This window comes from Microbacterium sp. LWH12-1.2 (assembly GCF_040675825.1).
Taxonomy (GTDB): domain Bacteria; phylum Actinomycetota; class Actinomycetes; order Actinomycetales; family Microbacteriaceae; genus Microbacterium.
Map to the genome: position 1 here is coordinate 2,799,526 of NZ_JBEGIJ010000001.1, position 22,919 is coordinate 2,822,444.

24 protein-coding genes are annotated in these 22,919 nt (G+C 68.1%); 3 read left to right on the top strand and 21 right to left on the bottom strand.

Annotation, left to right across the window (positions count from 1 at the left end):
• Nucleotides 1–56 precede the first annotated feature (56 nt).
• From rpsN to MRBLWH12_RS13350, 8 genes are all read right to left on the bottom strand, one after another.
• The gene (gene rpsN, locus MRBLWH12_RS13315; RefSeq protein WP_017829734.1) at nt 57–362 is read right to left on the bottom strand and encodes a 30S ribosomal protein S14; all 306 of its coding nucleotides are present in this window, start codon (nt 360–362) and stop codon (nt 57–59) included.
• A 2-nt stretch (nt 363–364) separates the two neighbouring features.
• A complete protein-coding gene (gene rpmG / locus MRBLWH12_RS13320; protein WP_102193483.1) occupies nt 365–535 on the bottom strand; it encodes a 50S ribosomal protein L33 in 171 nt (56 codons plus the stop codon).
• A complete protein-coding gene (gene rpmB / locus MRBLWH12_RS13325) occupies nt 535–771 on the bottom strand; it encodes a 50S ribosomal protein L28 (protein ID WP_341976884.1) in 237 nt (78 codons plus the stop codon). Before rpmB ends, rpmG begins: the two co-directional genes overlap by 1 nt.
• Before the next feature lie 116 nt (nt 772–887).
• Nucleotides 888–1,622 (bottom strand): DNA-3-methyladenine glycosylase, encoded by a 735-nt coding sequence (locus MRBLWH12_RS13330; protein WP_363549690.1) that lies wholly within the window; start codon nt 1,620–1,622, stop codon nt 888–890.
• Nucleotides 1,622–3,412 (bottom strand): Ig-like domain-containing protein, encoded by a 1,791-nt coding sequence (locus MRBLWH12_RS13335; protein ID WP_363549693.1) that lies wholly within the window; start codon nt 3,410–3,412, stop codon nt 1,622–1,624. The genes MRBLWH12_RS13330 and MRBLWH12_RS13335 overlap by 1 nt, the downstream gene beginning before the upstream one ends.
• A complete protein-coding gene (locus MRBLWH12_RS13340) occupies nt 3,402–4,181 on the bottom strand; it encodes a TIGR03943 family putative permease subunit (RefSeq protein ID WP_341976881.1) in 780 nt (259 codons plus the stop codon). Before MRBLWH12_RS13340 ends, MRBLWH12_RS13335 begins: the two co-directional genes overlap by 11 nt.
• Nucleotides 4,174–5,202 (bottom strand): permease, encoded by a 1,029-nt coding sequence (locus MRBLWH12_RS13345; protein ID WP_414684990.1) that lies wholly within the window; start codon nt 5,200–5,202, stop codon nt 4,174–4,176. The genes MRBLWH12_RS13340 and MRBLWH12_RS13345 overlap by 8 nt, the downstream gene beginning before the upstream one ends.
• Nucleotides 5,199–5,615 carry a Fur family transcriptional regulator gene (locus MRBLWH12_RS13350; protein WP_341976879.1) on the bottom strand — a complete coding sequence of 139 codons (417 nt, stop codon included), beginning with the start codon at nt 5,613–5,615 and terminating at the stop codon, nt 5,199–5,201. Before MRBLWH12_RS13350 ends, MRBLWH12_RS13345 begins: the two co-directional genes overlap by 4 nt.
• A 134-nt stretch (nt 5,616–5,749) precedes the next feature.
• Here MRBLWH12_RS13350 and MRBLWH12_RS13355 point away from each other — a divergent pair, with 134 nt between their 5' ends.
• A complete protein-coding gene (locus MRBLWH12_RS13355) occupies nt 5,750–7,036 on the top strand; it encodes an ATP-binding protein (RefSeq protein ID WP_363549697.1) in 1,287 nt (428 codons plus the stop codon).
• Between the two features lie 6 nt (nt 7,037–7,042).
• Here the strand turns inward: MRBLWH12_RS13355 and MRBLWH12_RS13360 are convergent, their stop codons facing one another.
• The 7 genes from MRBLWH12_RS13360 to MRBLWH12_RS13390 all read right to left on the bottom strand — a co-directional run bounded on the left by MRBLWH12_RS13360 (nt 7,043) and on the right by MRBLWH12_RS13390 (nt 14,643).
• Complete coding sequence (locus MRBLWH12_RS13360; RefSeq protein ID WP_363549699.1) at nt 7,043–7,906, bottom strand: metal ABC transporter permease; 864 nt, start codon at nt 7,904–7,906, stop codon at nt 7,043–7,045.
• Nucleotides 7,903–8,733: a metal ABC transporter ATP-binding protein gene (locus tag MRBLWH12_RS13365; RefSeq protein ID WP_363549702.1), complete on the bottom strand. Its 831-nt coding sequence runs from the start codon at nt 8,731–8,733 to the stop codon at nt 7,903–7,905. Before MRBLWH12_RS13365 ends, MRBLWH12_RS13360 begins: the two co-directional genes overlap by 4 nt.
• Nucleotides 8,730–9,725, bottom strand: a complete 996-nt coding sequence (locus MRBLWH12_RS13370) for a metal ABC transporter solute-binding protein, Zn/Mn family (protein ID WP_363549705.1) — start codon at nt 9,723–9,725, stop codon at nt 8,730–8,732. Before MRBLWH12_RS13370 ends, MRBLWH12_RS13365 begins: the two co-directional genes overlap by 4 nt.
• 80 nt (nt 9,726–9,805) lie before the next feature.
• Nucleotides 9,806–11,491, bottom strand: coding sequence for an alpha-amylase family glycosyl hydrolase (locus MRBLWH12_RS13375; RefSeq protein WP_363549707.1), 1,686 nt, complete (start codon nt 11,489–11,491; stop codon nt 9,806–9,808).
• Nucleotides 11,492–11,549: 58 nt separating this feature from the next.
• Nucleotides 11,550–12,428, bottom strand: coding sequence for a carbohydrate ABC transporter permease (locus tag MRBLWH12_RS13380; RefSeq protein ID WP_363549709.1), 879 nt, complete (start codon nt 12,426–12,428; stop codon nt 11,550–11,552).
• Complete coding sequence (locus tag MRBLWH12_RS13385) at nt 12,428–13,339, bottom strand: carbohydrate ABC transporter permease (protein ID WP_363549711.1); 912 nt, start codon at nt 13,337–13,339, stop codon at nt 12,428–12,430. Before MRBLWH12_RS13385 ends, MRBLWH12_RS13380 begins: the two co-directional genes overlap by 1 nt.
• Nucleotides 13,336–14,643, bottom strand: a complete 1,308-nt coding sequence (locus tag MRBLWH12_RS13390) for an ABC transporter substrate-binding protein (protein WP_414684991.1) — start codon at nt 14,641–14,643, stop codon at nt 13,336–13,338. Before MRBLWH12_RS13390 ends, MRBLWH12_RS13385 begins: the two co-directional genes overlap by 4 nt.
• Nucleotides 14,644–14,741: 98 nt before the next feature.
• Here MRBLWH12_RS13390 and MRBLWH12_RS13395 point away from each other — a divergent pair, with 98 nt between their 5' ends.
• On the top strand, nt 14,742–15,962 hold the full coding sequence (locus tag MRBLWH12_RS13395; protein WP_363549713.1) for an ROK family protein: 1,221 nt from the start codon (nt 14,742–14,744) through the stop codon (nt 15,960–15,962).
• Nucleotides 15,963–16,170: 208 nt separating this feature from the next.
• Here MRBLWH12_RS13395 and MRBLWH12_RS13400 read toward each other — a convergent pair whose 3' ends face one another.
• From MRBLWH12_RS13400 to MRBLWH12_RS13415, 4 genes are all read right to left on the bottom strand, one after another.
• On the bottom strand, nt 16,171–17,499 hold the full coding sequence (locus tag MRBLWH12_RS13400) for a dihydrolipoamide acetyltransferase family protein (protein WP_363549715.1): 1,329 nt from the start codon (nt 17,497–17,499) through the stop codon (nt 16,171–16,173).
• Nucleotides 17,500–17,523: 24 nt separating this feature from the next.
• A complete protein-coding gene (locus tag MRBLWH12_RS13405) occupies nt 17,524–18,489 on the bottom strand; it encodes an alpha-ketoacid dehydrogenase subunit beta (RefSeq protein WP_363551371.1) in 966 nt (321 codons plus the stop codon).
• 11 nt (nt 18,490–18,500) lie between these two features.
• Nucleotides 18,501–19,628 carry a thiamine pyrophosphate-dependent dehydrogenase E1 component subunit alpha gene (locus MRBLWH12_RS13410; protein ID WP_363549717.1) on the bottom strand — a complete coding sequence of 376 codons (1,128 nt, stop codon included), beginning with the start codon at nt 19,626–19,628 and terminating at the stop codon, nt 18,501–18,503.
• 87 nt (nt 19,629–19,715) lie between these two features.
• The gene (locus MRBLWH12_RS13415; RefSeq protein ID WP_363549720.1) at nt 19,716–20,783 is read right to left on the bottom strand and encodes a histidinol-phosphate transaminase; all 1,068 of its coding nucleotides are present in this window, start codon (nt 20,781–20,783) and stop codon (nt 19,716–19,718) included.
• 93 nt (nt 20,784–20,876) lie between these two features.
• On the opposite strand from MRBLWH12_RS13415, the gene MRBLWH12_RS13420 reads away from it, so the two are divergent.
• Entirely contained in the window at nt 20,877–21,281 is a 405-nt protein-coding gene (locus MRBLWH12_RS13420; protein WP_341976835.1) for a phage holin family protein, read from the top strand.
• A gap of 11 nt (nt 21,282–21,292) precedes the next feature.
• On the opposite strand, the gene MRBLWH12_RS13425 is transcribed toward MRBLWH12_RS13420, so the two are convergent.
• Together MRBLWH12_RS13425 and MRBLWH12_RS13430 are read right to left on the bottom strand one after the other, a co-directional pair.
• Nucleotides 21,293–22,582, bottom strand: coding sequence for a hypothetical protein (locus tag MRBLWH12_RS13425; RefSeq protein WP_363549723.1), 1,290 nt, complete (start codon nt 22,580–22,582; stop codon nt 21,293–21,295).
• Nucleotides 22,579–22,842, bottom strand: a complete 264-nt coding sequence (locus tag MRBLWH12_RS13430) for a hypothetical protein (RefSeq protein WP_363549725.1) — start codon at nt 22,840–22,842, stop codon at nt 22,579–22,581. Before MRBLWH12_RS13430 ends, MRBLWH12_RS13425 begins: the two co-directional genes overlap by 4 nt.
• Between the last annotated feature and the right edge of the window lie 77 nt (nt 22,843–22,919).

The window sequence follows — 22,919 nt, forward strand, 5'->3', positions numbered from 1 at the left end:
GGGCACGCAAAAGGGGCGAGGATCCGAAGATCCTCGCCCCTTTCAGAAAGCGATGCTTACCAGCTCGACTTGGTCACGCCGGGCAGCTCGCCACGGTGCGCCATGTCACGGAAGCGGACACGCGAGATGCCGAACTTCGTGAGGACACCGCGGGGGCGGCCGTCGATGACGTCGCGCGAACGGACGCGAGCCGGCGACGCGTTGCGCGGCAGCTTCTGCAGTCCGACACGAGCGGCCTCGCGGGCCTCATCGGTCGCGTTCGGGTCGACGAGGGTCTTCTTCAGCTCGGCGCGACGCTCTGCGTAACGCTCGACGATGACCTTGCGCTGCTCGTTACGAGCGATCTTGCTCTTCTTCGCCATGATTAACGCTCCTCGCGGAATTCGACGTGCCGACGGATGACCGGGTCGTACTTCTTCAGAACCAGGCGGTCGGGGGTGTTGCGACGGTTCTTCTTGGTCACGTAGGTGTAACCGGTGCCTGCAGTCGAACGCATCTTGATGATCGGACGAACGTCCTGAGCCTTCTTGGCCATTAGAGCTTCACACCCTTCGCCTGGAGGTCCTTGACGACGTTCTCGATGCCGCGCACGTCGATCACCTTGATGCCCTTGGCGGACACGTTCAGCGTGACCTTACGGCCGAGCGACGCGACGAAATAGGTCTTCTTCTGCACGTTCGGGTCGAAGCGACGCTTCGTCCGGCGGTGCGAGTGCGAGATGTTGTGTCCGAAGCCGGGAACAGCTCCGGTCACCTGGCACACTGCTGCCATGATGTGACTCCTTCATTACCGTGAGACCGGACGGCCTCACCCAAGATCCCTTGTCTGCGCGCCGCCCTTGCGGGCCGGCACACGAACTGCGCACAGGAGTGTGCGCAGACAAAGAGTCAGTTTAGCACGGATGCCGCGCCCGGTGATTCGCCCTGCAGCCCGGCCGCTTCGGCGGCGCCGCGGCCCCATCGGAATGGCGATACCGTCGGGTCGTCGGCGATCCAGAACCGCCACGGGAAAGCGGCGGTTCCGGCGACACCGGCGACGCCGACCCGCGGACCCGACTTCTGCTCCACGGGCTGTCCCGGCATCCAGAGCTCTGCCTGAGCCCCGTGCAGCTCGATGCCCGAGATCGCGTCGATGCCGTCGTGCAACGGATGCCGGAGCCCCACCGCTTGGCCGAGTCGGCCGGGGCCGCGCGCGAGGTCACGCAAGGCCGTGCGGCTCAGCGGCGTGGCGACTCCGCGGCGCGCGGCCGCGGCATCCGCCCCGAAGACGACCTCCCCCGCGCGCAGCAGCACACCGCCCGCCTGCCCTTCCGGCCCGCACACGACATTGACGCAGGAGTGGATGCCGTGGCTGAGATAGACGTACAGATGACCGGGCTCCGCCCACATGGTCGCGTTGCGTGCGGTGCGCCCCATCCGCGCGTGCGATCCCGGATCCGGCTCGGAGCCCGTTCCGTGCCCGTGGTAGGCCTCGACCTCGGTGATGCGCAGGTGCATCTCCACGCGCTCATCCCCCGCAGTCACGACGGTGCGCAGCTGCCCCCCGAGCAACCGCGGCGCGACCTCGAGCGGGAGGCCGCTCAGTTCGGCGCGGGTGGCGCGCCGGAGCGCACCTGCGTCCATCAGAACCGCGGGGCCGTCTGGCACCAGGAGGCGTCGAACCCGGTGAGTGCGACGAGTTCCTTGCCGGAGGCGAGGTCGATGAGGTGGGTCTCCAGGGTCCGCGGAAGCGGCAGCAGCATGTCGTCGTAGGGATTGTCGACGAGTTCCGGCGCGATCACGACCGCCGCGTACTGACCGCTCGGTGAGGCGCATGCCTGCAGGATCGAGTCCGTGGATCCGACTTCGACGAGCGGCTCGGCCGCGCCCTTATCGTCGACGCGGATGATCGCCTGACCGGTGGGCATCCCGACGTCGTTCCTGGCGACGATGTGACGCAGGGTGCCACCCGGGAACGGCGTGATCGTCGTTGCGATGCCGTAGTCGGGATCGGATGCCTCGAGCGGCTCCTCCGACCCGTCGGCGAGGTTCAATTCGACGACGGCACCGTCGACGCGTTCCACGATCGCCGTGTAGGTGCCGCGCGAGATCCCCTGGATCGTCGCGGCGAGACCGAGCGACTGCACACCCGCATCGCTGGAATGGTCGACGAGAGCGAGCGCTCCGTCGAAGTCGATGAACAGCACAGCCGCGCTGTCCGGCACGAACTGCCAGGAGAAGATGCTCGCCTCCTTGCCCCCGACCTCGACGACCTGCGGCTTGTCGTCGCTGTTCAGAGACTGCGTCACCAGCACACTGGCGCGGCCGGAGGTGTCGCTGAGCTTACGATCGGAGTAGCTGTAGCCGACGAGGCCACCCCGTTCGGACACCTGGATCGCGCCGACGTACCCCTCGCCCGGAAGCGACAGCTCGCGCTCGTTCTTGCCGTTGCGATCCATCACGAGCAACCGGGAGAGATCGTCCTTGCCTTCGGCGACCGACACGACGAGCTGCGTCGACGTCGCCCGGAAGTCGTTGATGCGCTCATGCGAGAACACCGGCACGGCCTTCTCGCCGCTCAAGTCGGTGCGGAAGATCTTGTCCTTGCCGTCGGCGTCGCGGCGCAGCAGATAGATGCTGGATGCCGGGGTCTTGAAGCTCGTGGTCAGATCGGCGCTCGGGCCGCCGCCGACACCGACCGCATCATTGACCGTCACGGTGTACTTCGTCGAGTCGTCCAGGGGAACCGTGAATCGGATGCCGACACCGCGACCAGCCGCATCGACGGTGAAGGGCACGGCCGGTTCGACCGTGACCTGCGCGGGGTCGATGTCGGCGAGCGCCTGGTTCGCGGTGAGGATGATCCTGCTGCCGGACGAGTCGATGGCTTCTGCCGGGTCGACCTGGGTACTGGTCAGCCGTGGCCCCTGCACCAGGCTCGCGGCTCCCAGGCCGGCGCCGACGAGCACCAGGGCGCCGACGACGGCGGCGAGCGCGACCAGGAACCGACGGTTCGGGCGCGCGCCGGATGCTTTCGCGGGCGGGCTGCCTTCGGGCGGAGCGCTCTCGGGTGGGATGCCCTCGGGGCGAGCATCGTCACTTTGTCGGCTCAGATCACGAATGTCGGTCGGAACCTCGGCGTTTCGGCCGACAACCGTGCTTTCAGCCGACAAGGTGGCCAGCACCGGGTCGGATGCCGGGACGAGGACGGGGTCGGGGTCGGATGCCGGGACCGGGTCGGATGCCGAGACGGGTTCCGGTGCCGCCGCGGGGACGGATGCCTGCGCCGGGTCGGGGTCGGATGCCGGGGCCGGAGTGCCGGCTGGGGTCTCGCCCGCCGCAGCCGCCTCGGCGGCTTCCCGCGCCGCGCGCATCTCGGCGCGCGTTCGGGGGATGGCCGGCGTCTCCTCCGGACGCTCCTCGTCAGTACTCATACGGGTCACCCGGCTCGTCGATCTCGACCACCGATGTCGGCACGATACGCAGTGTGCCGTCGGCATCCGCCTTGACCGTCCCGGTGACCTCCACCCACTGCCCAGTCGCGTAGGTGCCGGCGTCGGCGCTGACCGACACCGCGGCCGGCTGCGCGTCGATGACGCAGTGAGTGATCACCATGCGGGTGAGCCGCACCTCGTCCGAGCGGGAGTCGGCCGGCGTCACGAATCCGGTGAGGGTGACGGACGACCCGTCGTACGCCTCGGGCCTGGTCGCTGTCGCGAACACGCTCGCCCAGTCCCCCACCCCGAAGGTGGTGGTGTCGGCGACGCCGAGCGTGACGTCATCCGCACCGGCGAACAGCGTGGTGTCCACCCTCGCACGAGACATCGCGAGGTCGACCGAGAGAGATGCGGGCGGCAGCACGAGAGCCGCGGCGACGACTCCGGTCGCCACGATGCCGGCCGAGACCGTGCCGACGCGGGCGAGGGTGCGACGCGGGGCGCCGGCGGGAGCATCCGCGTCATGCCCGTGATCGTGCCCGTGATCTCCCTCGCTGCCGAGCGGGAGCGTGCACGACCAGATCGCCCCGGCGAGGGTGAGGACGGCGGCCGCGCACGCGAACCACACCGTCTCCGGGCTGATGTACAGCGTCAGCCGACCGGAGATGCCGAGTCCGAGAGTGACCACCGCGATGACGGCCGCGAGCCCGACGCCGAGCCAGCGGGAGCCGAGCGCCTGCGCGCGAGAGGGAGCGTGATCAGACAAAGACGTTCACCCCGATCCCGATCGCGAACGCCGCGAGCACGACCACGCCCACGATGCCGGCAAGAGTGCGGGTGGTGAAGGTGGTGCGCATGATCGCGAGCATCTTGATGTCGACGAGCGGGCCGACCAGCAGGAAGGCGATGATCGCTCCTGAGGAGAAGGTCGAGAGGAAGGACAGCGCGAAGAACGCATCGACGTTGGAGCAGATGGCAACCGTCATCGCCAGCACCATCATCGCCACGATCGACAGCACCGGGTTCGATCCGATCGCGATCAGCACGTCCTGCGGGATGAGCACCTGCACCGCTCCGGCGAGCGCCGATCCGATCACCAGCGCCGGCATCACCGCCCGCAGTTCGACGAGGAACTGCGTCAGGCTGCGCCGCACCGGTGTGCCGGGTTCGTGCGTCACGCGTTCGCAGGTGTCGACGAAGCGTTCGGTCAGGAGCGCGTTCGGCGAGGGGTGCCGGCTGTAGAGCCAGCCGATGAGGTTGGCGATCAGGTAGCCGCCGACGAGACGGGCGACGAGGATGCCGCCGTCCCAGCCGAACGCGGCGTGCGTGGTGAGGATCACGATCGGGTTGACGATGGGAGCCGCGATCAGGAACGTCAGCGCCTCAGCCGGTGCGAGGCCGCGCATCATCAGGCCGCGAGCGAACGGCACGTTGCCGCATTCACAGACCGGGATCAGCATCCCGAGCAGCGACAGCACCGCGCGCCGGGCCCATGCCCGCTTCGGCAGCCAGCGATGGATGACATCGGCCGGAAGCCAGACCTGCACCACGATCGACAGGATCACCCCGAGGATCACGAACGGCAGCGCCTCGATGAGCACGCTCAGCGCGAGCGTCAGGCCATCTTCGGCCCGCGTCGGCAGCGACGCGGTGAACAGCGTCGGCAGGAACCGGTCGATGAGGAAGAGCGCGGCGAGGATGCCGACGCCGATGCCCAGCCCGACCCACGCCGACCGCGGCGAGCGCGACGTCTGGTGTGCATGCCGTGACGGGGTGAGCACGCTCACGCGGTCGGCGCTCCCTCGGCGTCTCGCTTGTTCGCACACGGCGTGCAGAGGCCGAAGATGTCGACGACGTGCGCGGCTTCGGTGAAGCCGTGCAGCGCCGCTGTGCGATGCGCCCACTGCTCGACGTCTTTCGCCTCGATCTCCACGGTCAGCCCGCAGGATCGGCAGATGAGGTGGTGATGATGCTCCTGGGTCGAACAGGCACGATACAGCGCCTCGCCCTCAGGGCTCTGCAGCGAGTCGGCATCGCCCGTGGCGGCGAGGCCGGCGAGTGCACGATAGACGGTTGCCAGGCCGATGCCGGTGTTCTCTCCGCGGAGGGTGGCGTGCAGGCTCTGCGCGCTCACGAATCCGCGCGCGTCGCCGAGTGCTTCGCGCACTCGTTCACGCTGCCAGGTATTGCGCTGAGCCATACCGAGAGTCTAAGCGGCGTGGCTTGCCCGCGGCTGGGAGGGCGATCACGGCGGATCATTACGGTGGATGCCGACCGAATGGGTCTCCTCCGCCCCGCGCCGGTATGGTTGCCGCATCGAGACGAAGGAGCCTCATGACCGGCTGGCGACTGCGCGAGTTCCACAACGATGACCTGGGCGGCATCCTGCACCTGTGGGAGGAGCTCAAGCGCGCCGGCAGCGAACCGGTCTACGACCTCAGCGAGGTGGTGGCTTCCTGCCAGAAGGATCACGCGATCGTCGCGGTGCATGGCGATGACATCGTCGGGGCCATCGTCGGTCGGGCGGCCCATGACCAGGGCTGGATCGTGTTCTTCGCCATCGACGACGACTGGCGCGGTCGCGGAATCGGATCGGCGCTCCTGGCCGCGCTGGAGAAGAGCATGGCGCAGCACGGTCTCACCAAGCTGTCGGCCCTGATGCCGGAGGTGGAGACGCGCCTCGCCGCGTTCGACGCCCAGGGCTTCGAACTCAAGCAGCATCTGCGGTACTTCGAGCGGCGCATCCCGGTGCAGCGGCAGGAGCTCTCCTCGCTCGCCGAACTCGGTGGGCGCCTGATGCCGCGCGACCTGTGGGGGTCGGTTTCGGGGATGCGGCGGGAGAAGGAGATTCTCGAGCAGCGGCTGGTGCTGCCGCTCGCTGAGCCCGACCTGGCCGAGAGCTTCGGCGTCGTTCCGCCCCGCGCGGTGGTGCTGTTCGGTCCCCCAGGCACCGGCAAGACGACATTCGCGAAGGCGATCGCGTCGCGCCTGGAGTGGTCGTTCGTCGAGGTCTTCCCCTCGCGACTCGCCGCCGATCCGAAGGGACTGGCCGGCGCCCTGCGGGAGACGTTCAACAAGATCTCCGAGCTCGAGCACGCGGTGGTGTTCATCGACGAGGTCGAGGAGATCGCTGCACAGCGGTCGGGCGAGCCGCCGTCGCCGCTGCAGGGCGTGACGAACGAGCTGCTGAAGATCATCCCGGCGTTCCGAGAGCAGCCAGGACGCCTGCTCGTGTGCGCGACGAACTTCATCCGCGCGCTCGACAGCGCCTTCCTCCGGCATGGCCGCTTCGACTATGTGATCCCGATCGGGCTCCCCGATCAGGCCGCGCGGCGATCGATCTGGCGCCGGTACATCCCGGAGCTGGTCGCGGATGCCGTCGACATCGACCTTCTCGTCGAGCGCACGGCCGGGTTCTCACCGGCCGACATCGAGTTCGCCGCACGCAGCGCCTCGCAGCGTGCGTTCGAGGCGGCGGTCGGCGCCGGGGATGCGGCATCCGACGTCACAGGACCCGGCACCGAGGACTATCTGGAGGCCGTCGCCGGAACCCGCACGACCGTGTCGGCAGAGACCGCCGCCGAGTTCCTGGAAGACATCGAGGCGCTCGCGCGGGTGTAACCGGATTCAGGAACGCGGCGCGCGACGCACGCGCGCCCTGGCCCGCTGCACCAGCCAGCACACGGCGTAGATCAGGAACGACAGGGTCGTGATGTACGGACTCACCGGCAGCGTGCCGGCGAGCGCGAGCAGGATGCCGCCGACGGCCGAGACGAAACCGAACAGCGCGGCGAGCAGCGGTACCGCGACCGGGCCGGCGCTGACGCGCATCGCTGCGGCCGCAGGGGTCACCAGCAGCGCCATCACCAGCAGGGCGCCGATGATGTGCACGCTGACGGCGACGATGAGACCGAGCAGCACCATGAACACGAGGCTCACGGCCCTGGTCGGCACGCCGCGCGCCGCGGCCGACTCGGGGTCGAGCGAGTCGAAGCGCAGCGGGTTCCACATCAGCAGCAGTCCGAGCAGGACGACGATGCTGATGCCGAGCAGCCAGCCGAGGTCAGGACTGGACACCGAGACGATCTGCCCGGTGAGCAGGCTGAACCGGTTCGCGCTTCGGCCCTCGTAGAGCGACAGGAACAGGATGCCGAGGCCGAGGCCGAACGGCATCAGCACGCCGACGATTGAGTTGCGGTCCCTGGCCTTCGCGCCGAGGATCCCGATCAGGATCGCCGCGATGAGCGCACCGCCCAACGAGCCGGCGACCACGCTCCCGCCGAACAGCAGCGCGGCGGCGGCGCCGGCGAACGAGAGCTCGCTCACCCCGTGCACAGCGAAGGCGAGATCGCGCTGCATGACGAAGACGCCGATGAGCCCGCCGACGATGCCGAGCACGGCGCCGGCGAGGATCGAGTTGGCGAGCAGCGCGACGAGCGCGCCGTAGTCCTGGAACGAGAACACGTCCGACCAGTCCACGAGGGGCCTCATGCGATCTCCCCGTGGTCGTGGTGCGGCTCGGCATCCGGCACTCCGACCACGACCAGGCGGTCACCGGCACGGAGCACGAAGACGGGGGTTCCGTAGAGGTCGGTGAGGACGCGGCTCTGCAGGACTTCGTCGGGGGTGCCGAGCACGAAGCGGCCGCCGGCGATGTAGAGGATGCGGTCGACGCGGCCGAGGATCGGATTGATGTCGTGGGTCACGAACAGCACCGCGGCGCCGCGCTCACGACGCTCCCGGTCGATGATGTCGGTGATGCCGCGCTGGTTGGCCAGGTCGAGGTTCGACAGCGGCTCGTCGCACAGCAGCAGGCTCGGCGCATCGGCGAGAGCCTGGCCGACACGGAGGCGCTGCTGCTCGCCTCCGGAGAGCAGTCCCACCGGTCGTTCGGCGTAGTGCGCCGCACCGACGCCGTCGAGCAGGGCGTCGACGCGCGCTCGATCACCGCGCCGCGGAATCGGGAATCCGAATCGGGTGCCCTGCACGCCGAGAGCGACCACATCGCGCGCACGCATGCTGGTGTCGGGGGCCATCGGTCGCTGCTGAGGGATGTACCCGATGCGCGGATTCCCCCGATGCACCTTCTCGCCGCCGACGAGAATGTTCCCGGCCGACAGCGGCTGCAGGCCCAGGATGCTGCGCAGCAGCGTGGTCTTGCCGGAGCCGGACGGACCGAGCACGGCGATGAACTCCCCGGGCTCGACGGTCAGGTCGAGGCCTGCCCAGAGCTCATGGTTGCTGCGATGAAGGGCTGCCCCAGTGATCTCGAGGATGGGTCCTGGTGCATGGGCGCGCGCGTCAGCGCCGCCGCTCACGAGTGGAGTGCGTCGGCGAGGTTCTGGATCGCGTCGCGCATCCACTCAGAGTACGACGATCCGTCCTCGAGAAGTTCACTGAAGGCGACAATCGGGATGCCGGCCGCTTCGGCCGCATCCTCGACGCGCTCCGTCTCGGATCCGCCGGTCTGCGCGTTGGTGAGCAGCACCTTCGCCTGACCGTTCTCGATCACCGCGAGCGCCTCGAGCAGTGTGGCCGGTGCGACATCGGCGCCTTCTTCGACGGCCTCGGCGAACCCTTCCGGGGTGACGTCGGTGAGTCCGGCCGCCGCGGCGATGTACCCCGGAAGCGGTTCGGTGATGAAGACGGGTGCGCCTGCGGCTTCGGTCTTGAGCGTGTCGAGATCGGCCTCGAAGCCCTCCAAGTCGGCGACGATCTCGGCGGCCGCTGCCGTGAAGTCGGCTTCGCCCTCGGGGTCGAGCGCGGTCAGCTCGTCAGCGATCGCCTCGACGACGTGGACCATCGTGTGCGGGTCGAACCAGACGTGCTCGTTGAACCCTTCGATGTGATCGTGGCCCTCATGGTCGTGCCCCTCTTCGGCGTGGGCGTCGCCTTCCGCTTCGTCCGCGTGGTCGTGCTCGGCCTCTGCTTCGTGTCCCTCGTTGCCGGGGAAGTCGTGCGAGAACTCGACGGCCGTGACGACTTCGGGGTCAGCGCCCTCGAGGAGCTCGTCGATGAACGAGTCGTAACCGCCGCCGTTCTCGATCACCAGTTCAGCCTTCTGCAGCGTCAGCCGATCGCGGGCGCTCGACTCGTAGGAGTGCGGGTCCTGCGCAGCCGACGTGATGATCGACGTGACCTCGACCCGGTCGCCGCCGATCTGCGCGGCGAGCGAGCCGTAGACGTTCGTGCTCGCAACGACCTGGATCTTGCCGTCATCCGCTCCGCCCGCGGCCGGTGCAGCTGAGCATCCGGCGAGCGCGAGAACTGCGACGGAGACGAGGGAGAGGGCGAGAGCGGGCTTCTTCATGCTCCCACTCTAAACGCTAATGAGAACCATTATCAAACGCGCGTTGTTGCCCTGCTCCCCCGCCCCCAGAAATATGCGGCTCAGCCGACGAGCCCCGCCGGGGCGATCCAGACCGTCGTCTCGCCGGGGACCGAGCGTCCGTCGACAGTGCCGCTCGAGAGCACGATGCCCTCGGCATCCGCACCGATCTCGAACGGCTCGGTGCCGAAGTTCGCCACGATCTGCCAGCCGTTTGGGCGCTCGAACCGCAGCACGTCATCGCGGCCAGTGGGAATCCATTCCAGACGTTCGTCCGTCTGCAGGCGGTGCCGCAGCGACAGGGCCTCGCGGTAGAGCGACAGCGTCGAAGCCGGGTCCGCCGCCTCGGCATCCACCGCGTACTCGGCGAACCAGGCCGGCTGCGGCAGGTGCGCATCGCCGGACCCGAATCCGAACGACGCCCCGGTCGCCGTCCACGGCAGTGGCACACGGCATCCGTCCCTGCCAAGCCCGTCGAACTCTCCGCCGCGGAAGAAGGCAGGGTCCTGTCGCTCCTGCGGTGCGATCTCGGCGACCTCGTGCAGCCCGAGTTCCTCGCCCTGGTAGAGATAGGTGCTGCCGGGCAGGCCGAGCAGGAGCAGCGTCGCCGCACGCGCCCTGCGCCGCCCCCGTTCGCGATCGAGCCGGTCCTCGGGCCCGCCCGCGGCCACCCATTCGGTGCCCTGCTTGACCGGGCGCCCGTTCAGTGCCGGCAGCCCGTAGCGGGTGGCGTGCCTGGTGACGTCGTGGTTCGAGAGCACCCAGGTCGTCGATGATCCGCTCATCTGCGACTGCGCCAGATTCTCGGCGATGATCGAGCGGAACTGCCCGGCGTCGAAGTCCGCGACCAGCAGATCGAAGTTGAACGCCTGGCCGAGACCCTCCGCGGAGGCGTACTTCGCGCGGCGCTCGGGAGTTGCGACCCAGGCCTCGGCGACCGCGGTGCGGGGCGGGTCGTACTCGTCGAACACCCTCCGCCACTCGGCGTAGATCTCGTGCACGTCATCCCGGTCGATCAGCGGATGCTTGCCGTCCTGCGGGATGAGCTCGAGCTCGGCGCGTGACGGCAGCGGCTCGGTGAGATCCTTCGTCAGCATGTGCGCGACGTCGATGCGGAACCCGTCGACGCCGCGGTCCGACCAGAAGCGCAGGGTCGTCAGGAAGTCCTCGCGGACCTCCGGGTTGTCCCAGTTCAGATCCGGCTGCTCGGTGGCGAAGTTGTGGAAGTACCACTGGCCGTCCTCGACGCGCTCCCATGCGGGCCCGCCGAACACCGACACCCAGTCGGTCGGCGGCAGCTCGCCGTTCTCGCCACTGCCCTCGCGGAAGATGTAACGGTCACGTGCGACCGACCCGCGCCCGGCGGCGAGCGCCTCCTGGAACCACTCGTGCAGGTCCGAGGTGTGGTTGGGGACGATGTCGACCACGACGCGGATGCCGCGGGCGTGGAGGGCCGCGACCATCGCGTCGAAGTCCTCCAGCGTTCCGAGGCGCGGATCGACGTCGCGGTAGTCGGCGACGTCATATCCGCCGTCGGCGAGCGCCGACGGATAGAACGGGCTCAGCCACACGGCGTCGATGCCGAGGTCGTCGAGATAGTCGACACGGGAGACGATGCCGGGGATGTCTCCGAGCCCGTCACCGTTCGCATCGGCGAAGCTCCGCGGGTAGATCTGATAGACGGCGGCCTGTCGCCACCAGGTGGCGGGATCGGCCTTGCGGGTCTCGACGAGTAGCGCGTCGGTCATGAGTGGGACTGCTCCTTCTTGTGGGGGTTCGAGTGTGCCTTGTTCTCGCCGGACCGGCTCAGCCCTTGACAGCGCCCTGAGTGACGCCTTCCATGACCCAGCGCTGCGTGAACAGGTAGGCCACGATGGCAGGCGCCATCGCCATCAGGTACGAGGCGAAGGACACGTGGTAGTTGTTGCTGAACTGCGTCTGGAAGAGGTTCTGTCGCACGGGGAGCGTCTGCAACGCAGGGTCGGAGATGATCAGCGACGGCATCATGAAGTCGTTCCAGGCGTACAGGAAGGCGAAGATCCCGACGGTGGCGCTCATCGGAGCGAGCAGCGGGAAGATCAGCTTCCAGAAGGTCTGCCAGGTCGTCGCGCCGTCGATGCGCGCGCTCTCCTCGAGCTCGAGCGGTATCGACCGCAGGAACGCGGTGAACAGCAGGACGCTGAAGCTCATCTGGAACATCGTCGCGAGGATGATGACGCCGAAGGGGTTGTCCAGCCCCACCTGGCCGGTGAGCTGGATCTGCGGCAGCGCGACCACGGGGAACGGGATGAACATCGCGGCCAGCAGGTAGAAGAACGAGTACCGGAAGAGCTTCCGATCCCAATTGCGCACGATGGCGTAGGAGGCGAACGCCGCCAGCACGATCGTGGCGAAGACGGTGCCGGCGGTGACCAGCAGCGAGATTCCGGCACCCACCGGGAACTTCGTGAGGGTCCAGGCCTGAACGAAGCCCTCGATGCTGAAGGGCGCCGGGAACGAGAAGGCGTTGCCGTCGACAGCCTGCGCCTGCGTCTTGAACGCCATCGAGAGCGTGACGTACAGCGGCAGCAGCACGGTGACGGCGCACAGGATCAGGATGATCGTTCCCGACCAGTTCACCCGCTCCATCCTGACGCGGGGCTTGCGGCCGGAGGCGGTGACGGTGGTGAGCGTCTGCGTCGACATCAGAGTGCGTTCCTTCCGCGTGTCAGCGAGAGCTGGAAGAGGGAGACGATGATCGCGACGATGAAGAAGATCGTCGCGTTCGCCATCTGGTAGGCGTAGTCGCCGCCGTTGAAGCCGGCGATCACTGTCATCGAGATACTCCTCGTCGCGGTGCCCGGCCCGCCGTTGGTGAGGCCGACGATGATGTCGTATGCCCCGAGGAAGCCCTTGAATCCGAGGATGACGTTGATCACGACGTAGCCGGCCACCAGCGGCAGCGTGATGCGGGTCAGTTGCTGGAGCTTGTTGGCGCCGTCGATGTCGGCGGCCTCGTACACCTCGCCCGGCACCGAAAGCAGCCCTGCGATGTAGATCAGGAGCGTGCCAGGGACGGCCTGCCATGCGGTCACGATCACGATCGCGACCCAGGCCAGATCGGGGTTCGCCAGCATGCTCGTCTCGAGCCACGGGATGCCGGTCGCGGCCCCCGCTGCGGGGAGGGAGTTGGAGAACAGGAAGTTGAAGACGTAGGCGATGATGATGCCGGAGATCACCATCGGGATCACGAAGATCGTCCGCAGCCCCGTCTTGAAACGGATGCGGGAGGTCAGCCCGACCGCGAGCAGGAATGCCACCACGTTGACGGCGAGCACCGTCGCGATCGAGAACCCGAACGTGAACAGGTAGCTCTGCAGGATGGCGGGGTCACTGAAAAGCGCGATGTAGTTGGTCAGCCCGTTGAAGCTCCAGTCCCCGATGCCGATGGAGTCGGTGAAGCTGAAGAAGATGCCCATCACCGCCGGCACGGTGATCGCCAGGGTGAATAGCACCAGTGTCGGCACCAGGAACAGGTAGTAGATCGGCTCGACGCGCTTCGTGGGGCGGCGCAACCGGCGCGCGCCCCCGGTGACGATGGTCGTTGTCGTGGTCATTTCGCGGACTCCTCTGTCTCGCTCGACACGGCGGGGGCGCGGAAGGCGACACGCGCCCAGTCCGCGTCCATGGTGCGCAGGGTGGCGGCGGGGTCGGCGCCGAGCACGATCGCCTGCACGTAGTTGAAGACCGGGATCGTCTTCGGCACGAGCACCGAGGGGCCTTGATACACCTGGGCGTCGTCGTAGTACTCGATCATCCCCTCGATCCGCGGATCGTCGGGAGCCGCGGCATCCTTCGTGGGCGTGAACCCGAGCTGGGACGCGTTGTACGCCTCGATGTTCTCGGGCTCATAGAGGAACTCCAGGAAGTCGCGGGCGGCATCCTGATGACGCGAGCCCTCCGGGATCATCGCGGCGAGATCCATGTTGACGCGCACCGCGAGGTCGGACGGGTCGTCCGTCATCGGCAGAGGGAAGGTGCCGAGCTCAAGGTCCGGCGCGGTCTTCGCGATCTCGCTGAACGCCCACGGCCCCTGCAGGTACATGGCGGCCTCGCCCTTCGAGAAGGCGAGGTTGCCGTCGCCGTAGCCGCGGCTCGAGGCATCCTCGTTGACATAGTTCTCCGTGAGCTGGAGCATCCTGTCGATCGGCTCGGCGAAGTCGTTCTGGAACGAGACGGCCGAATCCGGGCCGACGTCGGCGCCCTCCGCGGCCAGCTGCTCGAAGAAGTCGATGACGTCGATCGAACCGCCCAGCGCGTAGTCGTACCAGCCCTGGCCGGCCGTCCAGTCGTCCTTGAATGTCGCGTAGAACGGCGTGATGCCGGCCGCCTTCAGCTGCTCGCACACGGCGATCAGCTCGTCCCAGGTCTGCGGGACCTCGAGGCCGTTGGCCGCGAAGATGTCCTTGTTGTAGATGACGGATGCCGCCATCACCGAGTACGGCAGGGCGCTGGTGCGCCCCTCGCAGAATCCGTACTGGTCGAGCAGCGGCTGCAGGTCCTCGCGGGTACTGGCTGCGGCATCGGTGCCGGCGAGATCGGACAGCGTGCAGCGCTGCACGAAGCGCGCGATCTCCATGTTGTAGTTGGCCAGCATGATGTCGGGCGGGCTGCCTCGCACGAAGCTCGCCGAGACGACATCCACGCCGGAGGTGTCGATCTCGACGCGGACCTCATCCTGCGCGGAGTTGTACTCGGCGACGAGTTCAGTCATGAACTGGATCGCCTCTCGCTTGCTGAACGTGAAGCGGATGGTTTCGCGATCCGATCCGGCCGCGCAGGCGGTGAGCGATGCGGCGAGCAGCCCGAGGGCGGTCGCGCCGGCGGCGAGCCGGATCGGGCGTGTGCGTTTCAGAGACACCGTTGTCCTTTCATGCGTAGATTCATGGATTAAATCTAGTGAGCAAATCTACTGATGAAGGGTACTCTCTCATCTGAGGGAGAGCGAGGTCAAGAGCTGTGGCAGATGTTTCCGCAGACCTCGGCACCGGCCGCGCGAGCGTCGGCGCTGTTCTCGACTTCGCCTGGACCGCGGGAGAATTCACCGCCACGGAGGCGATGGCGAGCACTTCGCTGACCCGATCGACGGCGATCGATGCCATCGACACGCTCGTCGGTGCCGAGGTGCTTCAAGAGCTGCCCAATGCGCGAGCCGCCGGCAGCTACCGCTCCGGCCGTCCCGCGCGGCGCTTCGCGCTCTCGCCCGACATCGGCATCGTGATCGGCGTGGACGCCGGCGACACCCACCTCGCGGTGACGGTCGCCGATCCGCTGGATCGCACCCTCGTGCACCACCGCACAGATCTGGATCCGTCTCAGTCGGCGACCGAGCGACTCCGGACGATCATCGGGCAGTTGCAGCTCGCTCTCGATGAGGCTGATCGCTCGCAAAGCGACATTCTCGCGATGTGCATCGGCGTCGCCGCGCCCGTCGACCGCGACGGCGTCTCACCGCCGCATCCGGACGGCTTCTGGGAACGCACCAACCCCGGCCTCGCCGAGGCCCTGCGCGACTGGGCACCCGTCGTGGAGATCAAGAACGACGCACAGCTCGCCGCGATAGCGGAGGGCTCGTCCGGAGCTGCGATCGGATGCCGCGACTACGTGGCACTTCTCTCCAGCGAACGCTTCGGCGGGGGTGTCGTGGTCGACGGCCACGTGCTGCACGGCGCTCATGGCGGGGTCGGCGAGGGCGTCGTCTTCGACCACGTCATCGGCGTCGGCTCGGCGTTCGGGCTCCGCTATGCGCTGCAGGATCAAGTGCGCGCCGGTGTCGAGAGCGGCGAGATCGATCGCGGCAGCGCGATAGGCCGGCTCACCGACGCCCGCCGTATCGACCCTCGCGCGGTTCTCACCGCAGCCGCGGCGGGAGATCCGGATGCCCTTCTCGTCAGCTCCCGGGTCGGCGAGACCCTGGCACGCGTGGTCGGCGTGCTCGGCAGCATGTACGACCCGGCGCGCGTGATCGTCTGCGGCGCCGTCGCCGAGAGCATCGAACCCGTGCTCGCCGCCGCTCGCCGGATCCTCCCGGAGCAGCTGCACCTTCCGGCCCCCGAACTGCTTGCCTCGACGCTCGGCGGCGAGGTGGTGTCGATCGGTGCCGTCGCGACCGCTCGCCGCGCGGCGCGGGAGCAGGCCGTGCCGCTGCTCGCCGAGCGGCGACTGAGCGCGCGGGCGTAGGCCGCGGCATCCGCCCGGGTCTGCATCCGTCCGGCGTCTGTCAGAACCGCAGCCATGTCACAGAAGCGGCGGGTGCGTTGCTGGCAAACCCGCATCTTCTGTGCCGCGGGTCGACTGTGCGTCACACAAATCGTCAGTGCGGATGCCGAGCACCCGCAGCTTCTGCGACACGGCACGCGCACCGGCCACGAACCTGGCCAACGGACCGTCAGTCGACGAGCAGCGCTGGCTCCTCGAGAATGGACGCGACGTCGGCGATGAACCGACTCATGCCGTCGCCGTCGACCACACGGTGATCGAACGAACCGGCGACCGTCGTCACCCAGCGCGGGCGCACCTCGCCGTCGACGACCCAGGGCTTCTGGCTGATGGTTCCCAGCGCGACGATTCCGGCCTCGCCGGGGTTGATGATCGGCGTGCCGGCATCCATCCCGAACACACCGATGTTCGTGATCGTGATCGTGCCGCCCTGCTGGTCGGCCGGCGTCGTCTTTCCTTCGCGGGCGGTCAGCGTCAGGCGGTTCAAGGCACGGGCGAGATCCTTCATCCCGAGGTCCTGCGCGTCCTTGATGTTCGGGACGAGCAGACCGCGCGGGGTCGCCGCGGCGATGCCGAGGTTCACGTAGTGGCGGACGGCGATCTCGGCGCCGCCATCCTTGTCGACCCAGGCCGCGTTCACCATCGGCGTCCGGCGGGCGGCCCAGATCACGGCGCGGGCCATGATCAGCAGCGGCGAGACGCGGATCTCGGCGTAGTCCGGCGATGCCTTGAGCCGCTTGACGAGCTCCATCGTGCGGGAGGCGTCGATCTCCTTCCACACCGTGACGTGCGGCGCGGAGTAGGCGCTCTGCACCATGGCCGACGACGTCGCCTTGCGCACGCCCTTGACCGGAATGGATTCGGTGCGGTCCTCGGATGCCGCAGACGCCGCGATGCCGCGGGCGATCCCGCCCGGTGCCGTGTGCGGGGCCGGAACGGTCTCCTCGCGCACGTCTCCCCACTCCGGAGTCTGGATGTTGCGGAAGACGCTGGCCTGAGATGCGTGATTCACGACATCGTCGCGCGTGACCTCGCCGTCGCCGCCGGTGGCGGTGACCGCGGTGAGGTCGACCCCGAGGTCGCGGGCGAGCTTGCGGATCGGCGGCTTCGCGATGACGCCGACCGAGGAGAGCACCGAGCGCTCCGGCGGCTTGCGTCGGCGCGAGGTGGCGCCTCCTCCGGTGCCGTAGCCGACGAGCACCGAGCCGCCGGCCTCCTCGACAGCAGGTGCCGGAGCGGCGGGTGCAGCATCCACGGCATCCGTCAGGAAGGTGATGATCGGCGACCCGACCTCGACCGTGGTGCCCTCACCGACGAGCAGCTCACCGACGATACCGGCATGCGGCGACGGCAGCTCGACCAGCGATTTGGCGGTCTCGATCTCGCAGATCACGTCGTTGATCGCGACCGTGTCGCCGGGGGCGACCTTCCACGTCACGATCTCGGCCTCGGTGAGGCCTTCGCCGACATCGGGGAGGTTGAAGTTCTGCGTGCTCATAGCGAGTCCTTCCGGACGGTGGAGTCAGTAGGCCAGCGAGCGATCGACGGCCTCGAGGATGCGGTCGGCATCAGGGAGATACGTGCCCTCGAGCTTCGCGGGCGGGAACGGGGTGTCGTAGCCGGACACACGCAGCACCGGCGCTTCGAGCGCATAGAAGGCGCGCTCCATGACGGTCGCGGCGACCTCGCTGCCGAGGCTGGTGAAGCCCTGCGCCTCCTGCGCGTAGACCATGCGACCGGTCTTGCGCACCGAGTCGAGGATCGGCTCGTAGTCGATCGGCGACAGCGAACGCACATCGACGACCTCGCAGCTGGTGCCCTCGGACTCGGCGAGCGCTGCTGCCTGCAGCAGCGTGGTGACGATCGCGCCGTGACCGACGAGAGTGACGTCGGAGCCCGTGCGCACCACGCGCGAGGAATGCAGGGGAACGGCGGATGACTCGACGTCGACCTCGCCCTTCTGCCAGTACCGGCTCTTCGGCTCCATGAAGATCACCGGATCGTTGGAACGGATCGCCTCTTGGATCATCCAATACGCGTCGTTCGGTGTCGACGGCGACACCACCCGCAGTCCGGGGGTGTGCGTGAAGTACGCCTCCGGGCTCTCCTGGTGGTGCTCGACGGCGCCGATGTGACCGCCGTAGGGGATGCGGATGACGATCGGCATCGAGAGCCGACCCTCATGCCGGTTGGTCAGCTTGGCGAGCTGGGTGGTGATCTGGTCGAACGCGGGGAACACGAATCCGTCGAACTGGATCTCGCAGACCGGACGGAAGCCGGTCATCGCCAGACCGATGGCGGTGCCGACGATTCCGGATTCCGCGAGCGGGGTGTCCAGCACGCGCCGCTCGCCGAAGTCGCGCTGCAGGTGCTCGGTGACGCGGAACACGCCGCCGAGCTTGCCGATGTCCTCGCCCATCATCAGAACGCGGGGGTCGTCTTCCATGGCCTTGCGCAGCCCGGCGTTGAGGGCCTTGCTGAACGGCATCGTCTCGAGGGTCACTTCGCGCCCCCTTCGAACGACGACTCATAACTGTCGCGCCAGGCGCGCTGTTCGTCGATCAGCGGATGCGGCTCGCTGTAGACATGGTCGAAGACCTTGGATGCCGGCGGCGGGCCGAGCTCCACGGTGCGGGAGCGCAGACCCTCTGCGGCATCCGCCCCCTCTGTCTCGACGTCGTCGAAGAACGCGGCCGATGCCCCGCGGCCTTCGAGGAAGGCGCGCATCCGGATGATCGGATCGCGCTCGGCCCAGGACTGCTCCTCGTCGGAACCGCGGTACTTCGTCGGGTCATCGCTCGTGGTGTGCGCACCGAGGCGGTAGGTGACGGCCTCGATCGCGCGGGGGCCGAGCCCGCTGCGCGCCTCGTCGAGAGCGACACGGGAGACCGCGTAGCTGGCGAGCACGTCGTTGCCGTCGACCCGGACGCTCGGGATGCCGTAGCCGGCGCTGCGCTGAACCAGCGGCACCGGTGACTGGGTGGAGACCGGGACCGAGATCGCCCAGTGGTTGTTCTGCAGGAAGAAGACCTCTGGCGTCTTGTAGCTGGCCGCGAAGACCATGGCCTCGTGCACGTCGCCCTGGCTGGAGGCGCCGTCGCCGTAGTAGACGATGACGGCCTGGTCGGCCTCGACGTCGCCGGTGCCGGACTTTCCGTCGAAGGCGAGGCCCATCGCATAGCCCGTGGCGTGCAGCGCCTGTGAGCCGAGCACCAGCGTGTACAGGCGGGTGTTGCCGTTCTTCGGATCGCTCGGATCCCAGCCGCCGTGCGAGACGCCGCGCATCAGCTTGATGATGTCGAGAGGGTCGACGCCGCGGATGCGGGTGACCGCGTGCTCGCGGTAGGAGGGGAAGATCGTGTCCTGCGGACGGGCGGCGCGAGCCGAGCCGACCTGCGCGGCCTCCTGACCACGGCTCGGCGGCCAGAGGGCGAGCTGTCCCTGCCGCTGCAGATTGGTGGCCTGGACGTCGATCGCGCGGATGACGACCATGTCGCGGTAGAACTGCTCGAGCTCTGCGTCCGTGATCGCGTCGATCAGGGGCAGGTACGGCTCGGCGGCGTCCGACGGAGTGAACCGTCCGGTCGCATCGAGCACGCGCACGAGGGGGGTCTCGGAGGTAGTCACGGCTCTTACGCTACCCGCGCCGGCATTCCCGGGCACGCATACCTAGGACGCCCTTGTATCTGTCGGGAACCCGGAGGAATGCGCCGATCAGCGGGTAGCGGCGGCCACCTCGAGCACGCGGGCGATGGACGCCTCCTCGCCGACGGAGATGCGGATGCCGTCGCCGCTGAACGGGCGCACGACCACGTCGGCCGCAGTGAAGGCGGCGGCCACCTCATCGGTGCGCTCTGCTGCGGGCAACCAGACGAAGTTGCCCTGAGCGTCCGGGACATCCCACCCCTGAGCGCGCAGACCGTCGCGAAGGAGCGTGCGCCGCTCGACGATCACGGCGACCCGATCGAGCAGCTCGGCTTCGGCGTCGAGGCTGGCGATCGCCGCGTTCTCAGCGGCGGACGTGACCGACAGGGGGATGCCGGTGGCGCGCGCGGCATCCAGCACCTTGCTGTTGCCGATCGCGTAGCCGATGCGAAGCCCGGCGAGTCCGTAGGCCTTGGAGAACGTGCGCAGGACGACCACGTTGGGATGCGCTTCGAATGCGCGTTCCTTCAGCCCGTCGACGGCGTCCGGCGCAGTCACGAACTCGGCGTAGGCCTCATCGAGGACGATCAGCACATCGGCCGGAACACGGCCGACGAAGGACGCGAACTCGGCGCTCGTGATGATCGGGCCGGTCGGGTTGTTGGGAGTGCACAGGATGATGGCGCTGGTGCGTTCGGTGACGGCATCCGCCATCGCGTCGAGGTCGTGGCGCGACTCGGCCGTCAGCGGCACCTGCACACCCGTGGCCCCGGCGACGAGAGGAAGGCTCGGGTAGGCCTCGAACGAGCGCCACGCGTAGACGACCTCATCGCCCACGGAGGAGGTGGCGAGGATCAGCTGGTGCAGGATCGAGACGGAACCTGCGGCGACGTGCACCTGGTCGGAGTCGACGCCGTAACGGACGGCGAGGCGCTCACGCAGGCGGCCGGCCGATGCATCCGGGTAGCGGTTGATCGGGGTCGTGTGCTGCAGAGCGGCGACGACCGAGGGCAGCGGATCGAAGGGGTTCTCGTTGCTGGACAGCTTGAACGCGTCGGGTCCTGCCTGCTTGCCTTGCCGGTACGGCGCGAGCGCGGCGATGGCGGGGCGGATGCGGGGCAGAATCGGCTCGGTCACGAGTCGAGTCTAGGAGCGGGCGTCGAGCTCTGGCGAGCGTCCGCCCGGTGAACCGCTGACATCCGGCGCCGATCGTGCCACACTGAAACGACCATGCGCTTCATCATTCGAGTCATCGTGAACGCCTTCGCCCTCTGGGTGGTGACGTTGATCCCCGTGCTGCAGGTGGCGATCACCGCCTTCCCGCCCGCCGAGACGCTGCAGCTGGTCCTCACGCTGCTCGCCGTCGGTGCGATCTTCGCCCTGGTGAACACGATCATCGGCACCGTCGTGAAGATCGTCGCCTTCCCGCTCTACATCCTCACCATCGGCCTCATCGGCTTCGTCATCAACGGCTTCCTGCTGTGGCTGACCGCCTGGATCACGAGCGGCTTCGGCTGGGGCCTCACCGTCGGTCACTTCTGGTGGGGCGTGGTCGCCGCGATCATCATCTCGATCATCAACGGCATCTTCGGCTTCATCCTGCGTCCGCAGCGCAAGAAGTCCCGCCGCGACTGAGCGATATCCGCTCAGCCGGACCACCCGGTCCGCTCGGCGCGGTACTCCGTCGACTCGATCACCTCGGCAGCGTCGAGCGTCCTCCAGTACTCGTCGAGTGCCACAGCCCGAGGATCGTCGGACCTGTCGACCATCTCGGCGGTCTCGATGTACGAGTGCATCCAGTGGGTGTCCAACCAGACGTCTTGCACACCGTCTGACGAGTCTCCTTCACGGGTCGCCGTGAAGCTGTCGGGCGATCCGGTACCGCCGGGAGACCCTCCGCCCGCGAGCGAAGACACGATGTCGTCGGAATGGATCAGCTGAACGAGCAGCTGATCTTCACGCAGTGTCGGCTCGGTGGGGCTGCCTGCCGTCGCCACCACCTGCACCTCGAACTCGCTCTCCATGGCGAGGCGAGACGCGATCATTCCCGCCTGCGAGTGCGCGAACAGATCGACGCGATCACCAGGCTGCGCACCCGCGGCCGCGAGCGCGTCGAGCGTGGCCTGATAGGAGGCCGAGGTCTTGCCGGCGTAGAGCTCGATGTTCGACTTCATGTCCCACGGCTCACCTGCGCCGAAGAACGGCGACTGTGTTCCCTTGATGTACGCGATGAACTGCGTCGAGCCGTCGCTCATGGTGAGGCGATCGACTCTGATCTGCGCTCCTGGCGCTTCCGGGAAGCGGCGGAAGGCATCGGCGAGGCTCGCGGGCGTTCCCACCGGAGTGGACGCCGCGACCGGCCGCACCGTCACCGGATCAGCCTTCCCGATCAGTGTCTTCCCTGCGTGCACCTTCCCGAGACCCAGCGTCGATCCGATCAGGCCGCCGCCCACGAACAAGTGCGCCATCGCGCCGCTGAGGTCGAACTGCGAATCCAGCCCTTCGAAACGCCGGTCCTTCCAGCCGGCGATGAGCATGTCGGCCATGCCGCCCACGCGGTCATCGGATGCCTCGAGCTGCTCGATCCGCGCGTGCAGCGCATCCGCGGCGGCCGCATCGGTGAGCGCAAGAGCCTCCGCCTGCGCGCGGAGTTCGACGAGTTCGTAGGCGTCGGCCATCAACAGGGTGCCGACGCTCGCCTCTTCGCATCGACGCTGCAGTTCGTCCACCCGATCGGCGCTCGCCCACAGCGCGACCGTATCGAGCTGAGCACCGAGCCCCGGTGCGTCGACGATGATCCCGTGCGCTCGGCGGATCGATCCCTGGGTGTCCGCGAGGCGCTCTGCAACGACCGCGATGCGTACGCCGACATCGCGCAGCACCTCGGTGTCGACGGCGATCGCCCCGCCGTGCGTGATGTCCAGGTCATCACTCATGCGAACCCGACCCTCTCCAATTCCCGCGCCCGTTCGGACAGGCTCGCGATCTGCGCGGACGCACGCGACCGGAGATCGGAGAGCAACGCGTGCAGTGCGCGCAGGCCGTCGGACTGCCAGTCGCTGTCCGCGGCCAGTGCCACGAGGGCGGCTGCGGCTTCGTCGAGAGCGGCGATCGCCGACTCGATCTCACGCCGGGCCGCGAACCAGGCCCACAGGGCTTCCGAAGACCCGGCCCCTGCGATTGCGAATGAGTACATGCGCCCAGCATCCTTGTTCGCCACCGTGACCGGCCTCCCGATCCGCACGACCGGTGCAGAGTCCGCGGGGAATCGGT

What these genes read in the sequence shown, in the direction of transcription:
- rpsN (WP_017829734.1), bottom strand. Translation starts at nt 362, where the DNA reads ATGGCGAAGAAGAGCAAGATCGCTCGTAACGAGCAGCGCAAGGTCATC.
- rpmG (WP_102193483.1), bottom strand. Translation starts at nt 535, where the DNA reads ATGGCCAAGAAGGCTCAGGACGTTCGTCCGATCATCAAGATGCGTTCG.
- rpmB (WP_341976884.1), bottom strand. Translation starts at nt 771, where the DNA reads ATGGCAGCAGTGTGCCAGGTGACCGGAGCTGTTCCCGGCTTCGGACAC.
- MRBLWH12_RS13330 (WP_363549690.1), bottom strand. Translation starts at nt 1,622, where the DNA reads ATGGACGCAGGTGCGCTCCGGCGCGCCACCCGCGCCGAACTGAGCGGC.
- MRBLWH12_RS13335 (WP_363549693.1), bottom strand. Translation starts at nt 3,412, where the DNA reads ATGAGTACTGACGAGGAGCGTCCGGAGGAGACGCCGGCCATCCCCCGA.
- MRBLWH12_RS13350 (WP_341976879.1), bottom strand. Translation starts at nt 5,615, where the DNA reads ATGGCTCAGCGCAATACCTGGCAGCGTGAACGAGTGCGCGAAGCACTC.
- MRBLWH12_RS13355 (WP_363549697.1), top strand. Translation starts at nt 5,750, where the DNA reads ATGACCGGCTGGCGACTGCGCGAGTTCCACAACGATGACCTGGGCGGC.
- MRBLWH12_RS13360 (WP_363549699.1), bottom strand. Translation starts at nt 7,906, where the DNA reads ATGAGGCCCCTCGTGGACTGGTCGGACGTGTTCTCGTTCCAGGACTAC.
- MRBLWH12_RS13370 (WP_363549705.1), bottom strand. Translation starts at nt 9,725, where the DNA reads ATGAAGAAGCCCGCTCTCGCCCTCTCCCTCGTCTCCGTCGCAGTTCTC.
- MRBLWH12_RS13375 (WP_363549707.1), bottom strand. Translation starts at nt 11,491, where the DNA reads ATGACCGACGCGCTACTCGTCGAGACCCGCAAGGCCGATCCCGCCACC.
- MRBLWH12_RS13380 (WP_363549709.1), bottom strand. Translation starts at nt 12,428, where the DNA reads ATGTCGACGCAGACGCTCACCACCGTCACCGCCTCCGGCCGCAAGCCC.
- MRBLWH12_RS13385 (WP_363549711.1), bottom strand. Translation starts at nt 13,339, where the DNA reads ATGACCACGACAACGACCATCGTCACCGGGGGCGCGCGCCGGTTGCGC.
- MRBLWH12_RS13400 (WP_363549715.1), bottom strand. Translation starts at nt 17,499, where the DNA reads ATGAGCACGCAGAACTTCAACCTCCCCGATGTCGGCGAAGGCCTCACC.
- MRBLWH12_RS13405 (WP_363551371.1), bottom strand. Translation starts at nt 18,489, where the DNA reads ATGCCGTTCAGCAAGGCCCTCAACGCCGGGCTGCGCAAGGCCATGGAA.
- MRBLWH12_RS13420 (WP_341976835.1), top strand. Translation starts at nt 20,877, where the DNA reads ATGCGCTTCATCATTCGAGTCATCGTGAACGCCTTCGCCCTCTGGGTG.
- MRBLWH12_RS13425 (WP_363549723.1), bottom strand. Translation starts at nt 22,582, where the DNA reads ATGAGTGATGACCTGGACATCACGCACGGCGGGGCGATCGCCGTCGAC.
- MRBLWH12_RS13430 (WP_363549725.1), bottom strand. Translation starts at nt 22,842, where the DNA reads ATGTACTCATTCGCAATCGCAGGGGCCGGGTCTTCGGAAGCCCTGTGG.